At 59.6% G+C, this 22,087-nt stretch carries 12 protein-coding genes, 2 tRNA genes and 5 other RNA genes; 10 read left to right on the top strand and 9 right to left on the bottom strand.

Annotated elements, in window-relative coordinates; all coding sequences use genetic code 11:
- Nucleotides 1-107 precede the first annotated feature (107 nt).
- The 7 genes from EGY08_RS27290 (at nt 108) to EGY08_RS27260 (ending at nt 1,187) form a co-directional block, all read left to right on the top strand.
- Nucleotides 108-192: transfer RNA gene (locus EGY08_RS27290), tRNA-Tyr, on the top strand.
- 43 nt (nt 193-235) lie between these two features.
- Nucleotides 236-367, top strand: a non-coding RNA gene (locus EGY08_RS27285) — RtT sRNA.
- Nucleotides 368-401: 34 nt separating this feature from the next.
- Nucleotides 402-486: transfer RNA gene (locus EGY08_RS27280), tRNA-Tyr, on the top strand.
- A 44-nt stretch (nt 487-530) separates the two neighbouring features.
- Nucleotides 531-661: non-coding RNA, RtT sRNA (locus tag EGY08_RS27275), on the top strand.
- Nucleotides 662-705: 44 nt separating this feature from the next.
- Nucleotides 706-836: non-coding RNA, RtT sRNA (locus tag EGY08_RS27270), on the top strand.
- 45 nt (nt 837-881) lie between these two features.
- Nucleotides 882-1,012, top strand: a non-coding RNA gene (locus EGY08_RS27265) — RtT sRNA.
- A gap of 44 nt (nt 1,013-1,056) precedes the next feature.
- Nucleotides 1,057-1,187: non-coding RNA, RtT sRNA (locus EGY08_RS27260), on the top strand.
- Between the two features lie 104 nt (nt 1,188-1,291).
- Here EGY08_RS27260 and EGY08_RS27255 read toward each other — a convergent pair.
- Complete coding sequence (locus EGY08_RS27255) at nt 1,292-1,735, bottom strand: Lrp/AsnC family transcriptional regulator (protein WP_032721858.1); 444 nt, start codon at nt 1,733-1,735, stop codon at nt 1,292-1,294.
- Nucleotides 1,736-1,842: 107 nt separating this feature from the next.
- On the opposite strand from EGY08_RS27255, the gene EGY08_RS27250 reads away from it, so the two are divergent.
- The gene (locus EGY08_RS27250; RefSeq protein WP_087828933.1) at nt 1,843-2,739 is read left to right on the top strand and encodes a DMT family transporter; all 897 of its coding nucleotides are present in this window, start codon (nt 1,843-1,845) and stop codon (nt 2,737-2,739) included.
- Here the strand turns inward: EGY08_RS27250 and narI are convergent.
- The 5 genes from narI to EGY08_RS27225 all read right to left on the bottom strand — a co-directional run bounded on the left by narI (nt 2,736) and on the right by EGY08_RS27225 (nt 11,180).
- The gene (gene narI, locus EGY08_RS27245; protein ID WP_123829208.1) at nt 2,736-3,413 is read right to left on the bottom strand and encodes a respiratory nitrate reductase subunit gamma; all 678 of its coding nucleotides are present in this window, start codon (nt 3,411-3,413) and stop codon (nt 2,736-2,738) included. The two genes, EGY08_RS27250 and narI, sit on opposite strands and share 4 nt — an antisense overlap.
- Nucleotides 3,413-4,123 (bottom strand): nitrate reductase molybdenum cofactor assembly chaperone, encoded by a 711-nt coding sequence (narJ, locus tag EGY08_RS27240; RefSeq protein WP_123829207.1) that lies wholly within the window; start codon nt 4,121-4,123, stop codon nt 3,413-3,415. Before narJ ends, narI begins: the two co-directional genes overlap by 1 nt.
- Nucleotides 4,120-5,655, bottom strand: a complete 1,536-nt coding sequence (gene narH, locus EGY08_RS27235) for a nitrate reductase subunit beta (protein ID WP_112166095.1) — start codon at nt 5,653-5,655, stop codon at nt 4,120-4,122. The genes narJ and narH overlap by 4 nt, the downstream gene beginning before the upstream one ends.
- The gene (locus EGY08_RS27230) at nt 5,652-9,395 is read right to left on the bottom strand and encodes a nitrate reductase subunit alpha (RefSeq protein ID WP_004121749.1); all 3,744 of its coding nucleotides are present in this window, start codon (nt 9,393-9,395) and stop codon (nt 5,652-5,654) included. Before EGY08_RS27230 ends, narH begins: the two co-directional genes overlap by 4 nt.
- 396 nt (nt 9,396-9,791) lie before the next feature.
- The gene (locus EGY08_RS27225; protein WP_123829206.1) at nt 9,792-11,180 is read right to left on the bottom strand and encodes a NarK family nitrate/nitrite MFS transporter; all 1,389 of its coding nucleotides are present in this window, start codon (nt 11,178-11,180) and stop codon (nt 9,792-9,794) included.
- Between the two features lie 311 nt (nt 11,181-11,491).
- On the opposite strand from EGY08_RS27225, the gene narX reads away from it, so the two are divergent.
- Nucleotides 11,492-13,270 carry a nitrate/nitrite two-component system sensor histidine kinase NarX gene (gene narX / locus EGY08_RS27220; protein WP_004121755.1) on the top strand — a complete coding sequence of 593 codons (1,779 nt, stop codon included), beginning with the start codon at nt 11,492-11,494 and terminating at the stop codon, nt 13,268-13,270.
- A gap of 10 nt (nt 13,271-13,280) precedes the next feature.
- Entirely contained in the window at nt 13,281-13,931 is a 651-nt protein-coding gene (gene narL, locus EGY08_RS27215) for a two-component system response regulator NarL (protein ID WP_004121757.1), read from the top strand.
- Here narL and EGY08_RS27210 read toward each other — a convergent pair.
- The 3 genes from EGY08_RS27210 to nirB all read right to left on the bottom strand — a co-directional run bounded on the left by EGY08_RS27210 (nt 13,928) and on the right by nirB (nt 22,080).
- Nucleotides 13,928-15,247, bottom strand: a complete 1,320-nt coding sequence (locus EGY08_RS27210; RefSeq protein WP_123829457.1) for a YchO/YchP family invasin — start codon at nt 15,245-15,247, stop codon at nt 13,928-13,930. The two genes, narL and EGY08_RS27210, sit on opposite strands and share 4 nt — an antisense overlap.
- A 162-nt stretch (nt 15,248-15,409) precedes the next feature.
- The gene (locus tag EGY08_RS27205) at nt 15,410-18,010 is read right to left on the bottom strand and encodes a nitrate reductase (RefSeq protein ID WP_123829205.1); all 2,601 of its coding nucleotides are present in this window, start codon (nt 18,008-18,010) and stop codon (nt 15,410-15,412) included.
- On the bottom strand, nt 18,010-22,080 hold the full coding sequence (nirB, locus tag EGY08_RS27200; RefSeq protein ID WP_123829204.1) for a nitrite reductase large subunit NirB: 4,071 nt from the start codon (nt 22,078-22,080) through the stop codon (nt 18,010-18,012). The genes EGY08_RS27205 and nirB overlap by 1 nt, the downstream gene beginning before the upstream one ends.
- Nucleotides 22,081-22,087: the final 7 nt, after the last annotated feature.

Below are 22,087 nucleotides of genomic sequence, written 5' to 3'. Positions count from 1 at the left end.
GGCAACCAGTTTATTTTTATCAAAGGAATACTTTACAGTGGCGCGTCATTTGATATGATGCGCCCCGCTTCCAGCAGGAAGCAGGCCAGTAAATAGCATTACCCCGTGGTGGGGTTCCCGAGCGGCCAAAGGGAGCAGACTGTAAATCTGCCGTCATCGACTTCGAAGGTTCGAATCCTTCCCCCACCACCATTCTTTACCATGTTGTTGTGGTAATACCGATGAACGTAAACGATGTTTGCACTGATCGGGAAGGGTGAGAATCTTCGACCAAGGTTCGAGTCGAGCGAAAGCGAGACAACGTTGCCGCAGGCAACGGCCCGAAGGGTGAGGAGCGAAGCGACGAATAATCCTTCCCCCCCGCCATCTCTCAGCTTTACTTCAAAATTTGAATTACCCCTGGTGGGGTTCCCGAGCGGCCAAAGGGAGCAGACTGTAAATCTGCCGTCATCGACTTCGAAGGTTCGAATCCTTCCCCCACCACCATCACTTGCATATCGTTTTGAATACCCCCTCCGCTCACTGCCCCATATTCATCCCATGCGGGAAGGATGAGAAGCTTCGACTAAGGTTCGATTCAAGCGAAGCGAGAAAGCGTTGCCGCAGGCAACGACCCGAAGGGCGAGGCGCAACGCGCCGAGTAATCCTTCCCCCACCACCATCACTTGCATATCGTTTTGAATACCCCCTTCGCTCATTGCCCCATATTCATCCCATGCGGGAAGGATGAGAAGCTTCGACTAAGGTTCGATTCGAGCGAAGCGAGAAAGCGTTGCCGCAGGCAACGACCCGAAGGGCGAGGCGCAACGCGCCGAGTAATCCTTCCCCCACCACCATCACTTGCATATCGTTTTGAATACCCCCCTTCGCTCACTGCCCCATATTCATCCCATGCGGGAAGGATGAGAAGCTTCGACTAAGGTTCGATTCGAGCGAAGCGAGAAAGCGTTGCCGCAGGCAACGACCCGAAGGGCGAGGCGCAACGCGCCGAGTAATCCTTCCCCCACCACCATCACTTGCATATCGTTTTGAATACCCCCTCCGCTCACTGCCCCATATTCATCCCATGCGGGAAGGATGAGAAGCTTCGACTAAGGTTCGATTCGAGCGAAGCGAGAAAGCGTTGCCGCAGGCAACGACCCGAAGGGCGAGGCGCAACGCGCCGAGTAATCCTTCCCCCACCCTCACTTCTTCTGTAGCTCAATTATCCCTGAAAAATACGTTGCCACCCGTTGTGCCGTTGCCTTGTCGTAGGCCGGGTAAGGCGCAGCCGCCACCCGGCGATGCACGGCTACATCGGCGGCAGCCGGCGCTTAACCGGCGAACTCTTCACGATAGAGGTATTGCACTGGGCATGCTCCGCCAGGCCGTCGAGCAGCGTATCCAACTGCTCTATCGACCGCACCACCAGCCTGATGACAAAGCAATCTTCGCCGGTCACTTTGTCGCTTTCAATGCACTCCGGCATCGCCTGAATATACTTATCCACTTTATGTAACAACCCAGGCAACGGCCGTACGCGCACCAGCGCCTGCAGCGTATAGCCTAACGCCGCAAGATTCACCCGCGCGCCATATCCCTGAATCACCCCGCGCTCCTCAAGCCTTTTCAGACGCTCCGCCGTACTGGGCGATGTCAGGCCAATGCGGCCGCTCAGCACCTTCAGCGATACGCGCGCATCCTCCACCAGACAGGCTAAAATTTGTCGGTCGATATCATCAATAAGGTTATCCATCATTTTCACCTAATTTTAAAAAGCTATTTACGCTTTCACCCTTATATCACCCCTGTAAAAGCCGACAACAATTTTCGACAATAGCGTCATTAATCAGGAGGTGGATGATGCGTGATTTACATAAAGGCGTCTGGCAAATGATTCTGGCAATGCTAATTTCCGGATCGATTGGCGCGTTTGTTTTACTTTCCGGCCTGCCGGTGACGGAAGTCGTGTTCTGGCGCTGTCTTATCGGGGCTATTGCGCTGTTCATTTTTATTCGGATGAGTCGAAAACCGTTTAGCCCTCTCACCCGCATTACGCTGCTGCTGGCTATCCTCGGCGGCATAGCTTTAGTGGTGAACTGGCTGCTGCTCTTCGCAGCCTATGAACGGATCTCTATTGGTCTTTCTACCGTGGTGTATAACACCCAGCCGTTTATGCTGGTATTGATGGGGATGCTTTTCGGTGAGCGCGTCAGCCTGGTAAAATGGGGGTGGCTGTTCCTCGCCTTTGGCGGCGTGGTCATTTTGCTCTCCACCGAGTTAACCGGCGCACGTGGCGCCGACTGGCTCGCCGGTATCGGCCTGGCGCTGGCCGCGGCCTTCTTCTACGCGCTCACGGCGCTAATTACCCGCAAGCTCAAATCCCTCGCGCCGCAGCATATCGCCTTTATTCAGGTGCTCACCGGCGTGGTGATGCTTTTACCGCTGGCGCATATGCCGTCGCTCACGCCTCCCTTCCCTTGGGTGATGCTATTCACGCTGGGAATCGTGCATACCGGCGTGATGTATCAACTGCTGTACAGCGCGATACAGAAGCTTCCCACCCCTATTATCGGCTCGCTGTCATTTATCTATCCCGTCGTGGCGATCGTTGTCGATAACCGGGTATTTGGCCATTCGCTAAACCTGGTACAGTTGTTCGGCGGCGCGCTGATCCTGTTGGCCGCGGCAGGCAACAATCTGGGCTGGGGCGAAAAAAAACCCCGCCAATGCGGGGTTGGTATCAAAACAGCGAATTAGCGACGGGCGCGAACAATCTGGTATTTGCGCGTCAGGTACTCGACCGGTGCGCTCCAGATATGCACCAGACGGGAGAACGGGAACAGCACAAACAATGTCATCCCCAAGACCAGGTGCACGCGGAAAATAAACGCCACGCCGTCCAGATGCTGTGAAGCGCCGCCGTGGAAGGTCACCACCGACTGCGCCCAGCCCACCAGTTTCATCATTTCGCTACCGTCCATATGCTGAGCGGAGAACGGAATGGTCAGCAGGCCGAGGGCGCACTGCACCATCAGCAAGGAGAGGATCAAAATATCCGCTCCGGTAGTGGTGGCGCGAACGCGCGGGCTCAGCAGACGGCGTTTCAGCAGCAGTAGCCCTCCCACCAGCGTCATTACGCCGCAGGCGCCGCCCGCAATCATCGCCATCTTCTGCTTCACGTCGATCGGCAGGAAGGATTCGTACATCCAGTGCGGCGTCAGCATACCGAGAAAGTGGCCGGCAAAGATCCCCAGAATCCCGATATGAAACAGGTTCGAAGCCAGATTCATCCCTTTACGGTCCAGCATCTGGCTGGAGGCCGCGCGCCAGGTGTACTGCCCATAGTCGTAGCGCAGCCAGCTGCCGACGAGGAACACCGTCCCGGCGATGAACGGATAAATGTCAAAGAAGAACATATTAAGGAAGTGCATTATTGCTGTCCTCCGTTAGAGATATTCAAATATTGCGGGGCAACGGCTCCGGCAAAACGACGCTGGTGAGCGGAGATCTCCGAATCATCGCAGCCCCGATCGGCAAAGAATTTCACCTGTTCTTCTTCCCAGACGGCGTCCAGCGCCTGCGGCGTATCGTCGCGGGCTTCATCGGCGATTTTTTCCGCCACTTTCCGGCTATCGACCTGCGCGTTAGCCAGCTTGAGCAGCAGCTCAAACAGCACCGCGTAGCCGCTTTCGCGCTGCTGCAGGCGAGCGCTGAGCAGGCCGAGTATCGGCGCGATATCCTGCAATCCACCGCGCGCTTCCGCTTCCGGCAACTGCGCCAGATACTCCAGGTACAGCGGGAGATGATCCGGCAGTTCGCGGCTGTCCAGCTGCAGACCGTGGCGCTCGTACTGCGCCATCAGGTCGACCATCGCCTGGCCGCGATCGCGGGATTCGCCGTGCACGTGCTCAAACAGCAGCAGCGAGGTCGCGCGGCCGCGATCGAACAGTTCGCTGTAGCGAGACTGCGCGTCCAGTACATCCTGGGCCGTGAGGTCGCGCAGGAAAACGCTCAGCTTATGGGCATCCTCCGGCGCCAGTTTTTCCGAAGCGGCGATAGCGTCAAACAGCTCCTGCTGATGCTGCCATAAGGCAGCGTCAGGGTACTCGAGAAGACGCGACACAATGACGAGTTCAATCATGGGTGCGGCTCCGTTTTGCTGGTGACGTCGATAGCATCGATACGGCGGCTGTTGAACAGATTGAACTGGCTGTCAGAACCGTGGCAGCCGTCGCCGAAGGTAAAACCGCAACCGCTTTTCTCCGGGAAGGCGTCGCGGGCCTGCTCGCGGTGGCTGCTCGGCACCACGAAACGGTCTTCGTAGTTAGCGATAGCCAGATAGCGATACATCTCCTGCGCCTGGGCTTCAGTAAGTCCAACCTCTTCCAGCGCCCGAGTATCCACGACACCGTCCACGGTTTCCGCGCGCTTGAAGTGGCGCATCGCCAGCATGCGTTTCAGCGCCAGCAGCACCGGCTGGGTATCGCCCGCGGTCAGCAGGTTGGCCAGATACTGAACCGGAATACGCAGGCTTTCCACGTCAGGCAGAATACCGTTGCTGCCCAGTTCCCCCGCGTCGGCGGCCGACTGAATCGGCGACAGCGGCGGCACGTACCAGACCATCGGCAGCGTGCGATATTCCGGATGCAGCGGCAGCGCCAGCTTCCAGTCCATCGCCATTTTGTACACCGGCGACTGCTGGGCGGCTTCGATAACCCCCTGCGGCACGCCGTCCTTCAGCGCCTGCTCAATCACTTTCGGGTCGTTCGGGTTGAGGAACACGTCCAGCTGGCGCTGATAGAGATCCTTCTCATTCTCCGCGCTGGCGGCATTTTCAATGGCGTCCGCGTCGTACAGCAGCACGCCGAGGTAGCGAATACGCCCCACGCAGGTTTCCGAGCAAACGGTCGGCATCCCGGATTCGATACGCGGGTAGCAGAAGATGCACTTCTCCGATTTCCCGCTCTTCCAGTTGAAGTAGATTTTCTTGTACGGACAGCCGGTGATGCACATGCGCCAGCCGCGGCACTTGTCCTGGTCGATCAGCACGATGCCGTCTTCTTCACGTTTATAGATCGCGCCGCTCGGGCAGGTCGCGACGCACGCCGGGTTCAGGCAGTGCTCGCACAGGCGCGGCAGATACATCATAAAAGTGTTTTCGAACTGGCCGTACATCGCCTTCTGCATGTTTTCGAAGTTCTGGTCTTTGGCGCGTTTTTCAAATTCGCCGCCCAGAATCTCTTCCCAGTTCGGGCCGCTGGTGATTTTATCCATCCGTTGGCCGGTGATCAGCGAGCGCGGGCGGGCGATCGGCTGATGTTTGCCCTCCGGCGCGTTGTGCAGGTTCTGGTAGTCGTAGTCAAACGGCTCGTAGTAGTCGTCGATGCCCGGCAGATGCGGGTTAGCAAAGATTTTACCCAGCAGCATCGCGCGGTTGCCCATCCGCGGCTGCAGCTTGCCGTTGATCTTACGGATCCAGCCGCCCTTCCACTTCTCCTGGTTTTCCCAGTCGGTCGGGAAGCCGGTGCCCGGCTTGCTTTCCACGTTGTTGAACCAGGCGTATTCCATACCTTCACGGCTGGTCCAGACGTTTTTACAGGTGACCGAGCAGGTATGACAGCCGATGCACTTATCGAGATTCAGCACCATGCCGACTTGTGAACGAATTTTCATTTTACGCTCTCCTGTACCTGGTCGTTACCTTCGCCATCTAACCAGTTAATATTCTTCATCTTACGTACCACCACGAACTCATCGCGGTTAGACCCTACCGTGCCGTAGTAGTTAAAACCGTAAGCCAGCTGCGCATAGCCGCCAATCATATGGGTCGGTTTCGGCGTAATACGGGTCACGGAGTTATGAATCCCGCCGCGCTGCTCGGTGATCTCGGAACCCGGCAGGTTTACGATACGTTCCTGGGCGTGATACATCATGGTCATCCCGGCCGGCACGCGCTGGCTGACGACCGCGCGGGCGGTCAGCGCGCCGTTGCTGTTGAACACTTCGATCCAGTCGTTATCCTCAATCCCCAGGTCTTTAGCGTCCGCTTCGCTCATCCACACAATCGGGCCGCCGCGGGACAGCGTCAGCATCAGCAGATTGTCGCTGTAGGTGGAGTGGATACCCCACTTCTGGTGCGGCGTCAGGAAGTTGAGCGCTTTTTCCGGGTTGCCGTTGGATTTCGCGCCCATTACCGCCTTCACCGAACGAGTGTCGATTGGCGGACGATAGACCAGCAGGCTTTCGCCGAAATCGCGCATCCACTGGTGATCCTGATACAGCTGCTGGCGGCCGGAAAGCGTGCGCCACGGGATCAGCTCATGAACGTTGGTGTAGCCAGCGTTGTAGGAAACGTGCTCATCTTCGAGTCCGGACCAGGTCGGGCTGGAGATAATTTTACGCGGCTGGGCCTGAATATCGCGGAAGCGAATTTTCTCTTCCTCTTTATTCTTCGCCAGATGCGTATGGTCGCGACCGGTAAACTCGCTGAGCGCCGCCCAGGCTTTCACCGCGACGTGGCCGTTGGTTTCCGGCGCCAGGGTCAGGACCATCTCTGCCGCATCAATTGCCGTATTGAGACAAGGCTGACCTTTCGCCGGACCGTCCGCTTTGGTGTAGTTGAGCTTACGCAGCAGATCCATCTCGCTCTGGGTGTTCCAGGCGATGCCTTTACCGCCGTTACCAATTTTCTCCATCAGCGGGCCAATAGAGGTAAAGCGTTCGTATGTCGCCGGATAATCGCGTTCGACGGTCAGAATATGCGGCGCGGTTTTCCCCGGAATCAGATCGCATTCGCCCTTTTTCCAGTCCTTAACGTCCAGCGGCTGCGCCAGTTCGGCGGCGGAATCATGCTGGATGGGCAGCGTGACCACGTCGGTCTCTTTGCCCAGGTGCCCTACGCAGACTTCAGAGAATTTCTTCGCGATGTCCTTGTAGATATCCCAGTCGCTTTTCGATTCCCAGGCGGGATCGACGGCGGCAGACAGCGGATGAATAAATGGATGCATATCCGAGGTATTCATGTCGTCTTTTTCATACCAGGTGGCGGTCGGCAGCACGATGTCGGAGTACAGGCAGGTGCTCGACAGACGGAAGTCGAGGGTCACCACCAGATCCAGCTTGCCGTCGAGACCGTTATCTTTCCACTCCACCTCTTCCGGCTTCACGCCGCCCTGCTTGCCGAGATCTTTGCCCTGAATACCATTTTCCGTACCCAGCAGGTACTTGAGCATGTATTCGTGGCCTTTACCGGAAGAGCCCAGCAGGTTAGAACGCCAGATAAACAGGTTGCGCGGATGGTTTTTACCGTTTTCCGGTTGCTCAGCGGCAAAGCGAATGGAGCCCTCTTTCAGCGATTTGACGGTGTAATCAACCGGCGTCATGCCCGCTTTTTTCGCCTCTTGCGCAATGCGCAGCGGGTTGGTGCCCAACTGCGGCGCCGACGGCAGCCAGCCCATACGTTCAGCGCGCACGTTGAAGTCAATCAGGTGGCCGCTGTAGCGGGATTTATCCGCTAACGGCGACAGCAGCTCCTGCGCGGTGACGGTTTCATAGCGCCACTGGCTGGAGTGGTTATAAAAGTACGATGTGCTGTTCATATGACGCGCCGGACGCTGCCAGTCGAGGGCAAACGCCAGCGGCTGCCAGCCGGTCTGTGGACGCAGTTTTTCCTGGCCCACGTAGTGCGCCCAGCCGCCACCGCTCTGACCGACGCAGCCGCAGAAGATCAGCATATTGATAAGACCGCGATAGTTCATATCGAGGTGGAACCAGTGGTTCAGACCGGCGCCGACGATGATCATCGAACGGCCGTGGGTCTTATCGGCGTTATCGGCAAACTCACGCGCGGTACGGATAATGTGCGCCCGGGAAACGCCGGTGATTTTCTCCGCCCATGCCGGGGTATACGCTTTCACGTCATCATAGCTGCTGGCGCAGTTTTCATCGCCCAGACCGCGATCCAGACCGTAGTTGGCCATGGTCAGATCGTATACGGTGGCGACCAGCACGCTAGAGCCGTCGGCTTTTTGCAGGCGTTTGACCGGCAGTTTGTGCAGCAGCACGTTTTCCAGCTCGACTTTATTAAAGTGCTCGGTACCTTCGCCGCCAAAATACGGGAAGCCGACGTTGGCGATATCGTCATGGCTACCCAGCAGGCTCAGGCACAGCTCAAGGTCTTCGCCGGTTTTACCGTCGCGCTGTTCAAGGTTCCATTTGCCTTTATCGCCCCAGCGGAAGCCGATAGAACCGTTGGGTACGGTGATTTCGCCCTTCTCATCAAAAGCGACGGTTTTCCATTCCGGATTCTTTTCCTGACCTAGCGCATCGACCAGATCCGCCGCGCGCAGCATACGCCCCGCCGCGTAATAACCGTCGCGCTCTTCGAGCATCACCAGCATCGGCATATCGGTATAGCGGCGCACGTAATCGGTGAAATACTGGCTCGGTTTATCGAGATGGAATTCGCGCAGCATCACGTGGCCCATCGCCAACGCCATCGCCGCATCGGTACCCTGCTTCGGCGCCAGCCACAGATCGCAAAGCTTGGCGATTTCGGCGTAATCAGGGGTGATGGCAACGGTTTTGGTGCCTTTATAGCGCACTTCGGTAAAGAAGTGCGCGTCGGGAGTACGGGTCTGCGGAACGTTGGAACCCCAGGCGATGATGTAGCTGGAGTTGTACCAGTCGGCCGATTCCGGCACGTCGGTCTGCTCGCCCCAGGTCTGTGGAGAGGCAGGCGGCAGGTCGCAGTACCAGTCGTAGAAGCTCAGGCAGGTGCCGCCGATCAGCGACAGATAGCGCGCGCCGGAGGCATAGGAGACCATCGACATCGCCGGAATGGGCGAGAAGCCTGCCACGCGGTCCGGGCCGTAGGTTTTGACGGTATAGACGTTAGAGGCGGCAATCAGCTCGTTCACCTCTTTCCACGAGGAACGCACAAAGCCGCCGCGGCCGCGCGCCTGCTTAAAGCTTTTTGCTTTGTCGGCGTCTTCAATGATTGAGGCCCAGGCGTCAACCGGATCGCTGTGCTGCGCCTTCGCTTCACGCCACATCTTCATCAGGCGTTTGCGCATCAGCGGATACTTAAGGCGGTTGGCGCTGTAGAGGTACCAGGAGTAGCTGGCGCCGCGCGGGCAGCCGCGCGGCTCGTGGTTTGGCATATCCGGACGGGTGCGCGGATAGTCGGTCTGCTGGGTTTCCCAGGTGACGAGACCATTTTTGACATAAATCTTCCAGCTGCACGAGCCGGTGCAGTTGACGCCGTGGGTGGAGCGCACAACTTTATCGTGCTGCCAACGTTGACGGTATCCATCCTCCCAGTCCCGGTTGGTTTTTAGAAGCTGGCCGTGCCCATCGGCAAAGGTTTCACCCTTCTGTTTGAAGTAGCGAAACCGGTCCAGGAATTTACTCATCGGGTTTCTCCTGTGTGGAGCCTGACGGCTCTCTGATAAATCGACATTGCTGGATTTGCAGCGAAGGTAACGCTATGAAAGAGGGCGAGAATTGATAACGATCAAGAGCATAGGGCTTATGAACGCGAGGCAAAACGCTTATTACCACCAAAGTAGTATTTATTTCTGTTTATTATTTTATTGATAAATAAAGATATTTAATTAAAAAGGCTGCAGGAACCTGGGTTTTGTTATTCCCCACGGTATTAAGGGGTAGACGCGCCTGACGTCATTATTTTTGTGACTTCAGGCGGCTTTTAATATTCCTCAGAATCACTAGTATGTTGTAACTAAGTAATAATCAATAAAAAGGGCGCAAATATCGTTGCGCCCTTTGCAGAAATTCAAATAGAAATATTATTTCTGCTTACGTCCGTAGACCGCCCAGGTAATCACCACGCAGGCGATATAGAACACCAGGAAGACCTTCATGGCGCCGGCCGGTGACCCAGTGAGATCCAGCGAAATACCAAATGCCTTGGGAATAAAGAACCCGCCAATCGCGCCAATTGCCGAAATAAAGCCCAGCGCCGCCGCCGTATCGGTCGCCGCTTCACGCATGGCCTGCGCTTCGCTGCCGCCCTGCGCCCTAACGCGATCCATGGTCATTTTACGGAAGATAACCGAGATCATCTGGAAGGTCGACGCGCTGCCCAGACCGGCTGTCAGGAACAGCACCATAAACACCGCGAAGAAGGCAATAAAGTTGCCGCCCTCGCCGTGGGTCGGCAGCGTCAGGAACAGCAGGCCACAGAAGATAGCCATCACCACAAAGTTCACCAGCGTCACGCGCGTCCCGCCCAGGCGGTCGGAGATCGCCCCACCGGTTGAGCGCGCCAGGGCGCCGATAAACGGCCCGAAGAAGGCATAGTGCAGAATCTGCACATCCGGAAACTGGGTTTTCGACAGCATGGCGAAGCCCGCAGAGAAGCCGATAAACGAGCCGAAGGTGGCAAGATAGAGCAGCGCCATAATCCACAGATGCGCGCGTTTCAGTACCGGTAGCTGCTCGCTCAGCGAGGCCTTCGACGCCGACAGGTCGTTCATAAAGAACCACGCCGCCAGGGTGAAGATAATCAGGAACGGCACCCAGATCCACGCCGCGTTTTCCAGATACAGCATGGAGCCATCCGGCTGCTCGCTGCCGGTTCCGCCAAAGACGGCGAAAATCGATAGCGATACCACCAGAGGGGCAACCAGCTGCATTACGCTGACGCCCATATTCCCAAGGCCGCCGTTGATACCCAGCGCGCCGCCCTGCTTCTGTTTCGGAAAGAAGAAGCTGATGTTAGCCATACTGGAAGCAAAGTTCGCCCCCGCAAAGCCGCACAGCAGAGAAATAATCACGAAAACGCTAAATGGCGTAGCGGTATCCTGCACCGCGAAGCCCAACCAGACGCAGGGGACGATCATGATCCCGGTACTGAATGCGGTCCAGCGACGGCCGCCGAACAGCGGCACCATAAACGCGTAAGGCACGCGCAGCAGCGCGCCGGAGAGCGCCGGGAGCGCGGTCAGCATAAACAACTGATCGGTAGTAAACTGAAAGCCGACTTTATTCAGGTTGACGGCAACGGCGCTGAACAACATCCAGACGCAGAATGCCAGCAAAAGACATGGAACGGAGATCCACAGATTGCGGCTGGCGACGCGATGACCGCGCTGCTGCCAGAATTCAGGATCTTCGGGACGCCAGTCGCTAATGACTGAGCTGGTAGTCTTCTCCGGGATTGAAGAGTGACTCATAGACACCTCTGATAATTCGTATTAACCCTGGCTACCTTATGGGTTACAGGCGGCGGTAAGTTGATATAAATCAAAGGAAAAGTTGGCGTCGATTTGGCTAAAAAAAACGTATCACCCGAAGTGAGTAGCTGTTTCTGCGAAAAAAAGTGTGGTTTTTCACGCCAGTGCTGGAATTACCCGAACGCCTCCCACCAGCCCACCCCATCCTGACAATTAAGGGGTAATCCTTTAGGGGTATGGGTATACTCCGGGGGATGGCCGAGAATAAGCGCCACTCCCGGATAATTTGCCGGTCAGGAGCCCCGTACCCCATGTTGAAACGTCTTTTTACGCCGCTGACGCTGGTGAATCAACTCGCGCTGATCGTTCTGCTGGCTACCATCATCGGCGTCGCCGGAATGGCGATCTCTTCTCGCCTGGTGCACGGCGTCCAGGGCAGCGCGCACGCCATTAACAAAGCCGGTTCGCTGCGCATGCAGAGCTATCGCCTGCTGGCGGCTGTGCCGCTGGGCGAAAACGATGAAAAGCTGCTGGATGAAATGACGACAACCGTCTTTAGCCCGGAACTGCAGTACGCCGCGCGCCATGACGATCAGCAGCGGCAGCTCCAGGCGCTGCAGCACTACTGGCAGTTGGAGCTGGCGCCGGGCATGCGCAACGCGCAAAATCAGGCCTCGGTAGCGACCGATGTCGCCGGGTTTGTCGACCGTATAGACCAGTTGGTTACCGCCTTCGATCACACCACCGAAGAGCGAATTAAACACGTTGTCTGGATCCAGCGCATCATGGCCGTAGGAATGGCGCTGCTGCTGGTGTTCACCATCGTCTGGCTGCGCGCGCGCCTGTTGCGCCCGTGGAAACAGCTACTGGGTATGGCCCGCGCGGTAAGCCGACGCGATTTTACCCAGCGCGCGCAGATTAGCGGGCGCAACGAGATGGCGACGCTCGGCATGGCGCTGAACAATATGTCTGAAGAGCTGGCAGAGAGCTATTCGGTGCTGGAACGCCGGGTGCAGGAAAAAACCGCGGGCCTGGAGCAGAAAAACGAGATCCTCGCCTTCCTGTGGCAAGCCAACCGCCGTCTGCACTCGAACGCGCCGCTCTGCGAGCGCATTTCTCCGGTTCTGAACGGGCTGCAGGGGTTAACCCTGCTGCGCGATATTGAAGTTCGCGTTTACGACCTCGAAGATGAAGACAATCATCAGGAGTTTTCCTGCCACTCCGATATTCAGTGTGACGACAGAGGCTGCTACCTCTGCCCGCGCGACCTGCCGCCGCTGCCAGATACCGGCACCACCTTAAAATGGCGGCTGTCGGATGCCCATAATCAGTACGGTATTCTGCTGGCCACCCTGCCCGCCGGGCGGCATCTGAGCCACGATCAGCAGCAGCTGGTGGATACGCTGGTGGAGCAACTCACCGGCACCCTCGCCCTTGACCGGCATCAGGAGCGCCAGCAGCAGCTTATCGTCATGGAGGAGCGTGCCACCATCGCCCGGGAACTCCACGACTCCATCGCCCAGTCGCTCTCCTGTATGAAAATGCAGGTCAGCTGCCTGCAGATGCAGGGCGACGATCTGCCGGAAGCGAGTCGCCAGCTGCTGGGGCAAATTCGAAATGAACTCAATACCTCCTGGGCCCAGCTGCGCGAACTGCTGACGACCTTCCGGCTACAGCTCACCGAGCCGGGGCTGCGCCCGGCGCTGGAGGCCAGTTGCCAGGAATACAGCGCCCACTTCGGTTTTACGGTGCGCCTGGATTACCAGCTGCCGCCGCGTTTTGTGCCGTCACACCAGGCCATTCATCTGCTGCAAATCGCCCGGGAAGCGCTTAGCAACGCGCTGAAGCACGCAAGCGCCACTGAGGTCAGCGTCAGCGTGACGCTGCGGGACAATCAGGTCCGCCTGGTGGTCGCCGATAACGGCCGCGGTGTGCCGGACCACGCGGAACGCAGCAACCACTACGGCTTGATTATCATGCGCGATCGCGCGCAGAGCCTGCGCGGGGACTGCCAGGTCCGGCGTCGGGAAACCGGCGGAACCGAAGTGGTGGTCACTTTTATCCCTGAAAAATCGTTTTCAATTCAATAAGGAGAACTCCATGAGTCAACAGGAACGGGCAACCATCCTTCTCATCGACGACCACCCCATGCTGCGCACCGGCGTCAAACAGCTGATCAGCATGGCGCCGGATATCCAGGTGATCGGTGAAGCCAGCAACGGCGAGCAGGGTATTGCGATGGCGGAAGCCTTAGATCCGGATTTAATTCTGCTGGATCTCAATATGCCGGGCATGAACGGTCTGGAAACCCTCGACAAGCTGCGCGAGAAGACGCTTTCCGGCCGCGTGGTGGTATTTAGCGTTTCCAATCATGAAGAAGATGTGGTGACCGCCCTGAAACGCGGCGCCGACGGCTATCTGCTGAAGGATATGGAACCGGAAGATCTGCTGAAAGCGCTGCAGCAGGCGGCGGCGGGCGAAATGGTGCTCAGCGAAGCGTTAACCCCGGTACTGGCGGCCAGCCTGCGCGCCAATCGCGCCACCTCGGACCGCGACATCAGCCAGCTGACCCCGCGCGAGCGCGACATTCTCAAGCTGATTGCCCAGGGCCTGCCGAATAAAATGATCGCCCGCCGTCTGGATATCACCGAAAGCACCGTCAAAGTGCACGTTAAGCATATGCTGAAGAAAATGAAGCTAAAATCGCGCGTGGAAGCGGCGGTTTGGGTCCATCAGGAACGGGTATTCTAGGGCTGTTGCGGCCACGAAACGCCCTCGGCCGGTACGTGTACCAACGGCTCCGTCAGCGCCAGTGCGATCTCATTGGATGAGACGCGCTGACCCGTTTTATCCTCCACCACCAGCGAAAGATGCCAGCGGTTGCTCGCCCCGGCTTCGCTGCTCCAGCGCGGCATAATCACGGTCCAGCCGTCCGTACTGTTGGCTTCAATCGGTGAAGTCAGGCTTAGCGCCTGGGTATCCCCCTGCCAGCTCAGCGACTTAATGCCGTGCAGGCTACGAATCTGTAGTTTCAGCTGCACCGTCTCCCCCGGCTGAAGATCCCAGGGCGGCGTCGCCAGATAAACCGACAGCGTTTTACGCTGGCGATATTCAACTACCGGTAGGTTATCGCGTTCCGGGCTGTCGTAGCGGCTGCCGCGAAGCGATCGGCTAACGGCGACTTCATCGGCCGCCAGCTGCTGCTTCAGCGGGACGCCGAAGCGATAGTTCAGCTTCAGCCCGACATCATTTTGGCTGATGCCGCTCTCGCCCTGCTTATGCTTAGCCGTCACCGTCACCAGCGGAACCGGAGTGTAATTCAGCCCCACCGACACCGCGACCGGGTTGTGGTAGCCGGTACCCGAATGGAACAGATCGACGCTATCGCCAAAATACTGCTCCACGCTGACGCTGGTATTAATGTGCTGATAAAACGGCAGCCGCGCCTGGGCGGTCACATCGTAGCCGCTCGCCATACGCTGCTGCTGGGTCAGGCTACTCCCCTGCTGCCAGCCGCCGAGCGGTTGGTAGTAGTTTGCCGACAGGCGCAGCGACTCGCCCCAGGCTTCGGCCCCGACGCTGCCGCGCGCCATGCGATCGTCCAGGGCTTTATCGTAGAAAGAGTTGTAGCCCAGCAGCCAGGAGCCCATCCGCCAGCGCTGCCCGAGACCAATATTGCCGACCAGCCCCGTATCCCGCTGGGTGACCGAGTACTGATTCCAGGTAAGGTAGTCGCCGTTATCCTGCAACGGGACAAACCAGCTCCCCTTACTGCCGGTAAAATTTCCCTCTTTATCGACCAGCAGATCGACGTTGGCGTTGCCCCATGGCGAAAGCCAATTCTCCAGCTGGTGGCTGACCTCGTTCCCCAGCTTACCGATGGCAAATACTCGCGCCTGTTCGCTGGTTGTCAGCCCGTTATCGCTCATACTGGCTTCGCCAAATTTTTTCGCCATCTCGGCAAAGTGCTTTGCGTCATCATCCACCTGCGGCGCAAGGCCGAGGTCGGGTAAGGTCTCAGGACCCTTAGAGAATGCCTGGTTATCCTGCAGCGCGCGGGCGGGCATGCCTGTCAGCAGCAGGAGAAGCGGTAAAAACGGGGTTACGCGGAACGGCAGAGAGCTCAAATCGGTTACGTCTACTCACGAAGTGGTGGCGGCAAAACATGAGTTTATCGTTTTTTGCGCTCCCCCGCAGCCCTGAGGACGATTCCAGGAATATGCTGAATCTCAGGCCTGCGCCAGCTTCGCCGCCAGCAGCGCTTTCAGTTCCGGGATGCAGGAGCCGCAGCTGGTGCCGCATTTCAGTTTCCCCCCCAGCGCGCCGGGCGTACGGCAGCCGCCGGCAATCGCTTCGCCTATCGCCCGTTCGCCCACGCTAAAGCAGCTACAAATGATACGCCCGCGCGGCATCTCATCGCCGCCCTTTCTGCCGCTTAATAACGCGTGGCGCTGGACGGCGTTCTGCGGCGGGACGTGAAACGCAGCGTAAATCCATTCGGCATCGATAGGCGGCTCGCTGGCGTCGCTCCACCAGCCGAGCATCAGCTCTCCCTTCCGCCACGCCAACAGGTTCCAGACCTTGCCGCCCTCGGCTACCTGCATCTGCCATCCCTGCTGCTGGCACCACTCCACCAGCCAGTCGCGGGAGCAGATATCCCCCGCCAGCGAAAGATGGATAATGCCCTGCGCTGCCCGCCGCCGCCAGTGCAGCGAAGCGGGGAGCGGAACCGGTTGGCGTGAAAAAAACTCGCCTTTCCACGCCGGCAACCAGGCGGCTATCGCCACCGCCGTCTGTTTACTTTCCGGCTGCCCGGAGTGCGGGTCGGTGACCGCCGTCAGCAGGTTATTCACCCGTCCCTGGCGAGCAAACTGATTATTCCAGTGCATCGGCACAAACAGCGATCCGGGCCGCTGACCGTCGCCGATCGTCACTTTTGCTACCATCACCCCATTCGGTGAGCGGACCCGCGCCAGTTCGCCTTCCAGCAGGTGATAGCGCTCCGCGTCCGCCGGCGCGACCTCCACCACCGGCTCGTTAATATGCTGCATCAGACGCGGCACCGCGCCGGTGCGGGTCATGGTGTGCCACTGATCGCGAATCCGCCCGCTGTTGAGGATCAGCGGATAGAACGCATCGGTGGTCGCTCGGGTAGGTTGCGGTGCGACCGGCACCATCCGCAGTTTACCGTCGCGATGCCAGCCCTTATGCACACTCCAGGCTGCTTCACTGCGGCTCACCGGCCAGCGCACCGGTTCCAGCGCATCCCACGCTTCGCGGCTAAGATCCGCCAGTCCGCCGATATCAAACGCCCGCTGGCCATCGTTTTCATATCCTGAAAGCGCGGCGTGTTCGCTGAACACCTCGTGCGGATGCTGCCAGGCAAAGGCGGAACCGAAGCCCAGCGCCTCGGCCACGCGGGCGACGATCCACCAGTCGGCCCTGGCCTCTCCCGGCGGCGGCATGAAAGCACGCTGGCGGGAGATCCGCCGTTCGGAGTTGGTCACCGTGCCGCTCTTCTCTCCCCACGCCAGCGCGGGAAAACGGATATGGGCGAAGCGTCCGGTATCGGTAGCGGCGGCGACGTCGGAAACGATGACCAGCGGACACCGCGCCAGCGCTTCGCTTACCGCGTGGCTGTCCGGCAGCGACACCACCGGATTGGTGCCCATAATCCACACCGCTTTTACCTCGCCGCGGCCAATGGCGGCGAACAGATCCACCGCCGTCAGCCCCGGCGTTTGCGCCAGACGTTCGCTGCCCCAGAATCGCGCCAGGCGCCGTAAATCATCGGGTTCAAAGTTCATATGCGCCGCCAGCATGGTCGCCAGGCCGCCCACTTCGCGCCCCCCCATGGCGTTGGGTTGACCAGTCAGCGAAAACGGTCCGCAGCCCGGACGCCCGTATTTACCGCAGGCCAGGTGTACGTTGATGATAGCGTTACATTTATCGCTGCCGCTGGCGGATTGATTGATTCCCATGGTATAGAGCGTGATGGCGCGCGGGGCGGCGATAAACTCGCGGTAGAAATCGGCGATCTGTTGTCGCGGCAGGCCGCAGAACTGCGCCACTTTGTCGAGGTCCCAGTCCTGGGCGATGGCCAGCGCCCGCTGGGCATCACTAAAATCGTCGCTGATGACGCCGCTGGCGGCAATGGCGTTCAGCAGGCCGACAAAGAGCCCGCCGTCGCTGCCGGGGGCCAGCGCCAGATGTCGGTCAGCGATATCGCAGGTGGCGGTCCGACGCGGATCGATGACCACTACCCGCATCTGCGGATTGTCGCGCTTCGCCTGCGCCAGTCGCTGATAAAGCACCGGATGCGCCCAGGCGGCGTTCGACCCGACCAGCACCACCAGATCGCTGTTTTCCACGTCCTCATAGCTGCACGGCACCACATCAGCGCCCAGCGCCCGTTTGTAGCCGGTCACCGCTGAAGACATACACAGCCGCGAATTGGTATCGATATTCGCCGCGCCGATAAACCCCTTCATCAGCTTATTCGCCGCGTAGTAGTCCTCGGTCAGCAACTGGCCGGAGGCGTAAAACGCCACCGCCTGCGGCCCGTGCCGATCGAGAATCTCCCGCAGGCGCGAACCTGCCGCCGCCAGCGCCTGCGGCCAGGTCGCGCGTTCGCCGTCGACTTCCGGGAATAACATTCGCCCCTCCAGGCCGATGGTTTCGCCCAGCGCCGCTCCCTTAACGCACAGGCGGCCAAAGTTTGCCGGGTGCTGCTCATCGCCGCGCACGGTCACCTGACCGTAAGGTCCCCTACTGGCGATAACCCCGCAGCCAACTCCGCAATAGGGGCATGTGGTTCTTGTTTCCGTCATCAAGAGGCCTCCGCGCGCGCCAGCAGCTGCTGGTTGCCAACCCACACCTTGCCGTTCTCCACTTTAACCGGCCAGGCGCGCACCGCCTGTTCGCTGCCGTCGCACTGGCGGCCATCGCGCAGACGGATACGCTGCTTATACAGAGGCGAAATCACGATCGGTTCGCCGCCCGCATCGCCAAGCAGACCGCGCGACAGAACGTTGGCCTCGCTCCCAGGCTCGAGGTTATCAAGGGCATACACCTGATCGCCAAAGCGGAACAACGCAATCTGCCGCTCGCCGAGCCGCGCGCCAATCCCCGCCTGCTGCGGGATGGCGTCGAGATCGCAAATAACCTGCCACGGGCGGGACGGCAGCGTCGGTTCGCCCTGCGCCGCGAAGGGGGCCAGCTGCGGCTGGCCGCGCAGGGTTTGCCGCTGTACGGTTTCGTCCGGCTCATCGCTGTTCACGTAGGAGCGGAACAGCGCCAGCCGCTGCGGATCGTTAAGGGTGGTTTGCCATTCACACTGGTAGCTCTCGACCACCCGCATCATCTCCTGCTCCAGCTCTTCGCCGATGCCAAGGCTGTCTTCGAGGATCACCTCGCGCAGATAGTCGACCCCGCCTTCAAGGTTATCCATCCAGGTACTGGTGCGCTGCAGGCGATCGGCGGTACGGATGTAGAACATCAGCAGCCGGTCAATACTGCGGATAAGCGTGGCTTCATCAAGATCGCTGGCGAACAGGTCGGCATGGCGCGGTTTCATGCCGCCGTTGCCGCAAACGTACAGGTTCCATCCCTTCTCCGTGGCGATAACCCCAATATCTTTCCCCTGGGCTTCCGCGCATTCGCGGGTACAGCCGGAGACGGCCATTTTAATTTTGTGCGGCGCGCGCAGCCCCTTGTAGCGATGTTCGAGGGTGACCGCCAGGCCGGTGGAATCCTGGACGCCGTAGCGGCACCAGGTCGAACCGACGCAGGATTTCACCGTCCGCAGGGATTTGCCGTAGGCGTGGCCGGTTTCAAATCCCGCCTCGGCCAGCTCGCGCCAGATTGCCGGGAGCTGCTCCAGGCGCGCGCCGAACAGGTCGATACGCTGACCGCCGGTCACTTTACTGTACAGCTGATAGCGTTTGGCGATCTGGCCGATCGCAATCAGACCGTCGGGCGTCACCTCTCCTGCCGCCATGCGCGGTACCACCGAATAGGTGCCGTCTTTCTGTATATTGGCGAAGTAGCGATCGTTGGTGTCCTGAAGCGGCAGATGCGCCGGCTTCAGCAGATATTCATTCCAACAGGAGGCCAGCACCGAAGCCACCAGAGGTTTACAGACCTCACAGCCGTGGCCGTGTCCATAACGGGCAATCAGCTGTTCGAAGGTGCGGATATGGTTGACGCGTACCAGGTGATAGATCTCCTGGCGCGACCACGGAAAGTGCTCGCAGATATCCTTTTTGACTTCGACGCCCTGCTCGGCAAGCTGGTACTCCATCACCTGTTTCACCAGCGCGCTACAGCCGCCGCAGCCGGTCGCCGCTTTGGTGCAGCTTTTTATCGCCGCCATGTCGCCCGCGCCGCCGCTCACCGCCTGGCAGATATCGCCTTTGCTGACGTTGTGACAGGAGCAAATCTGCGCGCCGTCCGGCAGCGCCGCGACTCCGAGCGCCTTCGGCGCGGCACCCTCCAGCGCTGGAAGGATCAGGCTTTCCGGGTGTTTGGGTAAAGCCATCCCGTTAAGCATCATCTGTAGCAGCGTGGCGTAGTCGCTGGCATCCCCGACCAGCACTCCGCCTAGCAGGTTTTTGCCATCCGCGCTGACCACGATTTTTTTGTAGATCTGCTGCGGCCCGTGAGTCCACTGATAGCTCTGACAGCCCGGGGTACGCCCCTGGGCGTCGCCGAACGAGGCGACATCAACGCCAAGCAGCTTCAGCTTAGTGCTCATATCCGCGCCGCTAAAGCTGCCCGCTTCGCCCGCCAGGGTAGCCGCCGCGGCGCGCGCCATCTGATAGCCTGGCGCCACCAGACCATAAATTTTGTTGTCCCACAAGGCGCATTCGCCGATCGCCAGCACGTCCGGGTCGGAGGTGCGGCACTGGTTGTCGATGCAAATCCCGCCGCGTTCGCCTACGCTCAGTCCGCCGCTGCGCGCCAGCGCGTCCTGCGGGCGAATACCGGCGGAGAACACCAGCATATCGGTCGCCAGCGAGCTGCCGTCGGCGAAGTTCAGCTGCAGCCCCTGCTCATTGCGAACAATTTCCGTCGTCGCCTTGCTGGTATGCACTCCGACGCCCAGCTCGCTAATTTTTTCCCGCAGCATCGCCGCGCCGCCGTTGTCCAGCTGCACCGCCATCAGGTTCGGCGCAAACTCGACAACGTGAGTTTCCAGCCCCAGTTGCTTCAGCGCGTTGGCCGCTTCCAGCCCGAGCAGGCCGCCGCCGATCACCACGCCCCGTTGGGCGGTTGCGGCGCGGGCGGCAATCTGGTCGAGGTCGTCCAGCGTACGGTAAACAAAACAGCCCTCAAGATTATGGCCCGGCACCGGCGGAACAAACGGGTAAGAGCCCGTCGCCAGCACCAGCTTATCCCAGTGGGTTTCGTGGCCGAAGGCATCGCGCACCACCCGCGCTTCGCGGTCGATGCTGGCGACCGATTCGCTCAGGCGCAGCTCAATACCGTGCTGAGTAAAAAAATCCCCTTCCACCAGCGACAGGGATTCCGCGCTGCGTCCGGCGAAATATTCCGTCAGATGAACCCGGTCGTAGGCGGCATAGCGCTCCTCGCAGAACACCACAATCCGGTACTGTTGGTGAAGGTCACGGCTGACGCATTGCTCAAGAAAATGGTGGCCGACCATACCGTGTCCGACCAGCACTAATACAGGTTTTGTCATCGTCGTTTGTCCCGCAGCGCGCGGCTGCATCGTTGAAGAGGGATTGAAGAGCCACTCTGCCGGCGCTGGCGCATGCGCCCCCAGCAGAGCGGTCAGGGGCGCGGCGCTGCTGCAATCACCGAGCAGCAGTACGCCGCGCAGCTTGCCGTCGCGCAGCAGCAGGCGACGGTAGTGGCGGTCCAGCGGATCCCAACTGGTATATACGTCATCCTGCTCATCGGCCCGCAGCGCGCCGGCGCTGAACAGTTCAATGCCGGTGACCTTCAGGCGGGTGCCGCTATCCTGCCAGCTGAAATCCTCGCCAGGGATCGCGCACAGGCGATCCGCCAGCACCTCCGCCTGACGCAGGCACGGCGCCACCAGCCCCCAGGTCTGACCGTCGATTTCACAACACTCGCCGAGGGCGCTAACCCCCGGCTGCGCGGTTGCCAGCCGGCGATCGACGAGAATTCCGCGACCGCACGCCAGCCCGCTGCGCTCGGCCAGCCCTTTGTTCGGCTGCACGCCGGTCGCCAGTACCACCCGCGAGGCGGCAAACGCGCGCCCGTCCTCCAGCAGTACCTGACGTTCATCAATGGCGGCGATACGGCTCTCCATCACGCAGCCGATCCCACGCTCGGCGAGCAGTATTTGCAGCTGTTCGCCAGCAAAGGCATCAGTCTGCTGCTCCATCAGCCAGTTTCCGCGGTGCAGTAAAGTGACACTGTCACCATGACGGCGTAGCGCCGCGGCGGCCTCCACACCGAGAATGCCGCCGCCGATAACCACCGCCGGGCCGTCGATGGCCAGGATGCCCTCAACGTCCGCCAGGGTGCGGAAAGCAAAAACGTGCGGCAGCGTGATGCCCGGCAGCGGCGGCAGAAACGGCAGCGAACCTGTGGCAAACACCAGTTCATCCCAGCCAAGTTCGCATGCGCTGGTTTGCAGCGTACGCGCCGCCATATCCACCGCCGTAACCGTTTCACCGGCACGTACCGTGACGTTCTGTTGCGAATACCACTCTGCGGGCAGCAGTCGCGTCGCGCCTGCGGTTTTCTCCGCGCCAAGCACCGGCGACAGCTGAATGCGGTTATAGGCCTGGCAAGGTTCATCGCCGATAATGGTGATGCTAAACCGCCGCGCATCCCGCTCCACCAGCGCCTGCGCCAGACGCGTGGCCGCCATGCCATTGCCGATAATCACCAGTTGCCGCGTCATCGCCGCC

This window comes from Klebsiella sp. FDAARGOS_511 (assembly GCF_003812845.1).
GTDB classification, from domain to species: domain Bacteria; phylum Pseudomonadota; class Gammaproteobacteria; order Enterobacterales; family Enterobacteriaceae; genus Klebsiella; species Klebsiella grimontii.
This window is presented reverse-complemented; position numbering and strand designations above follow the sequence as displayed.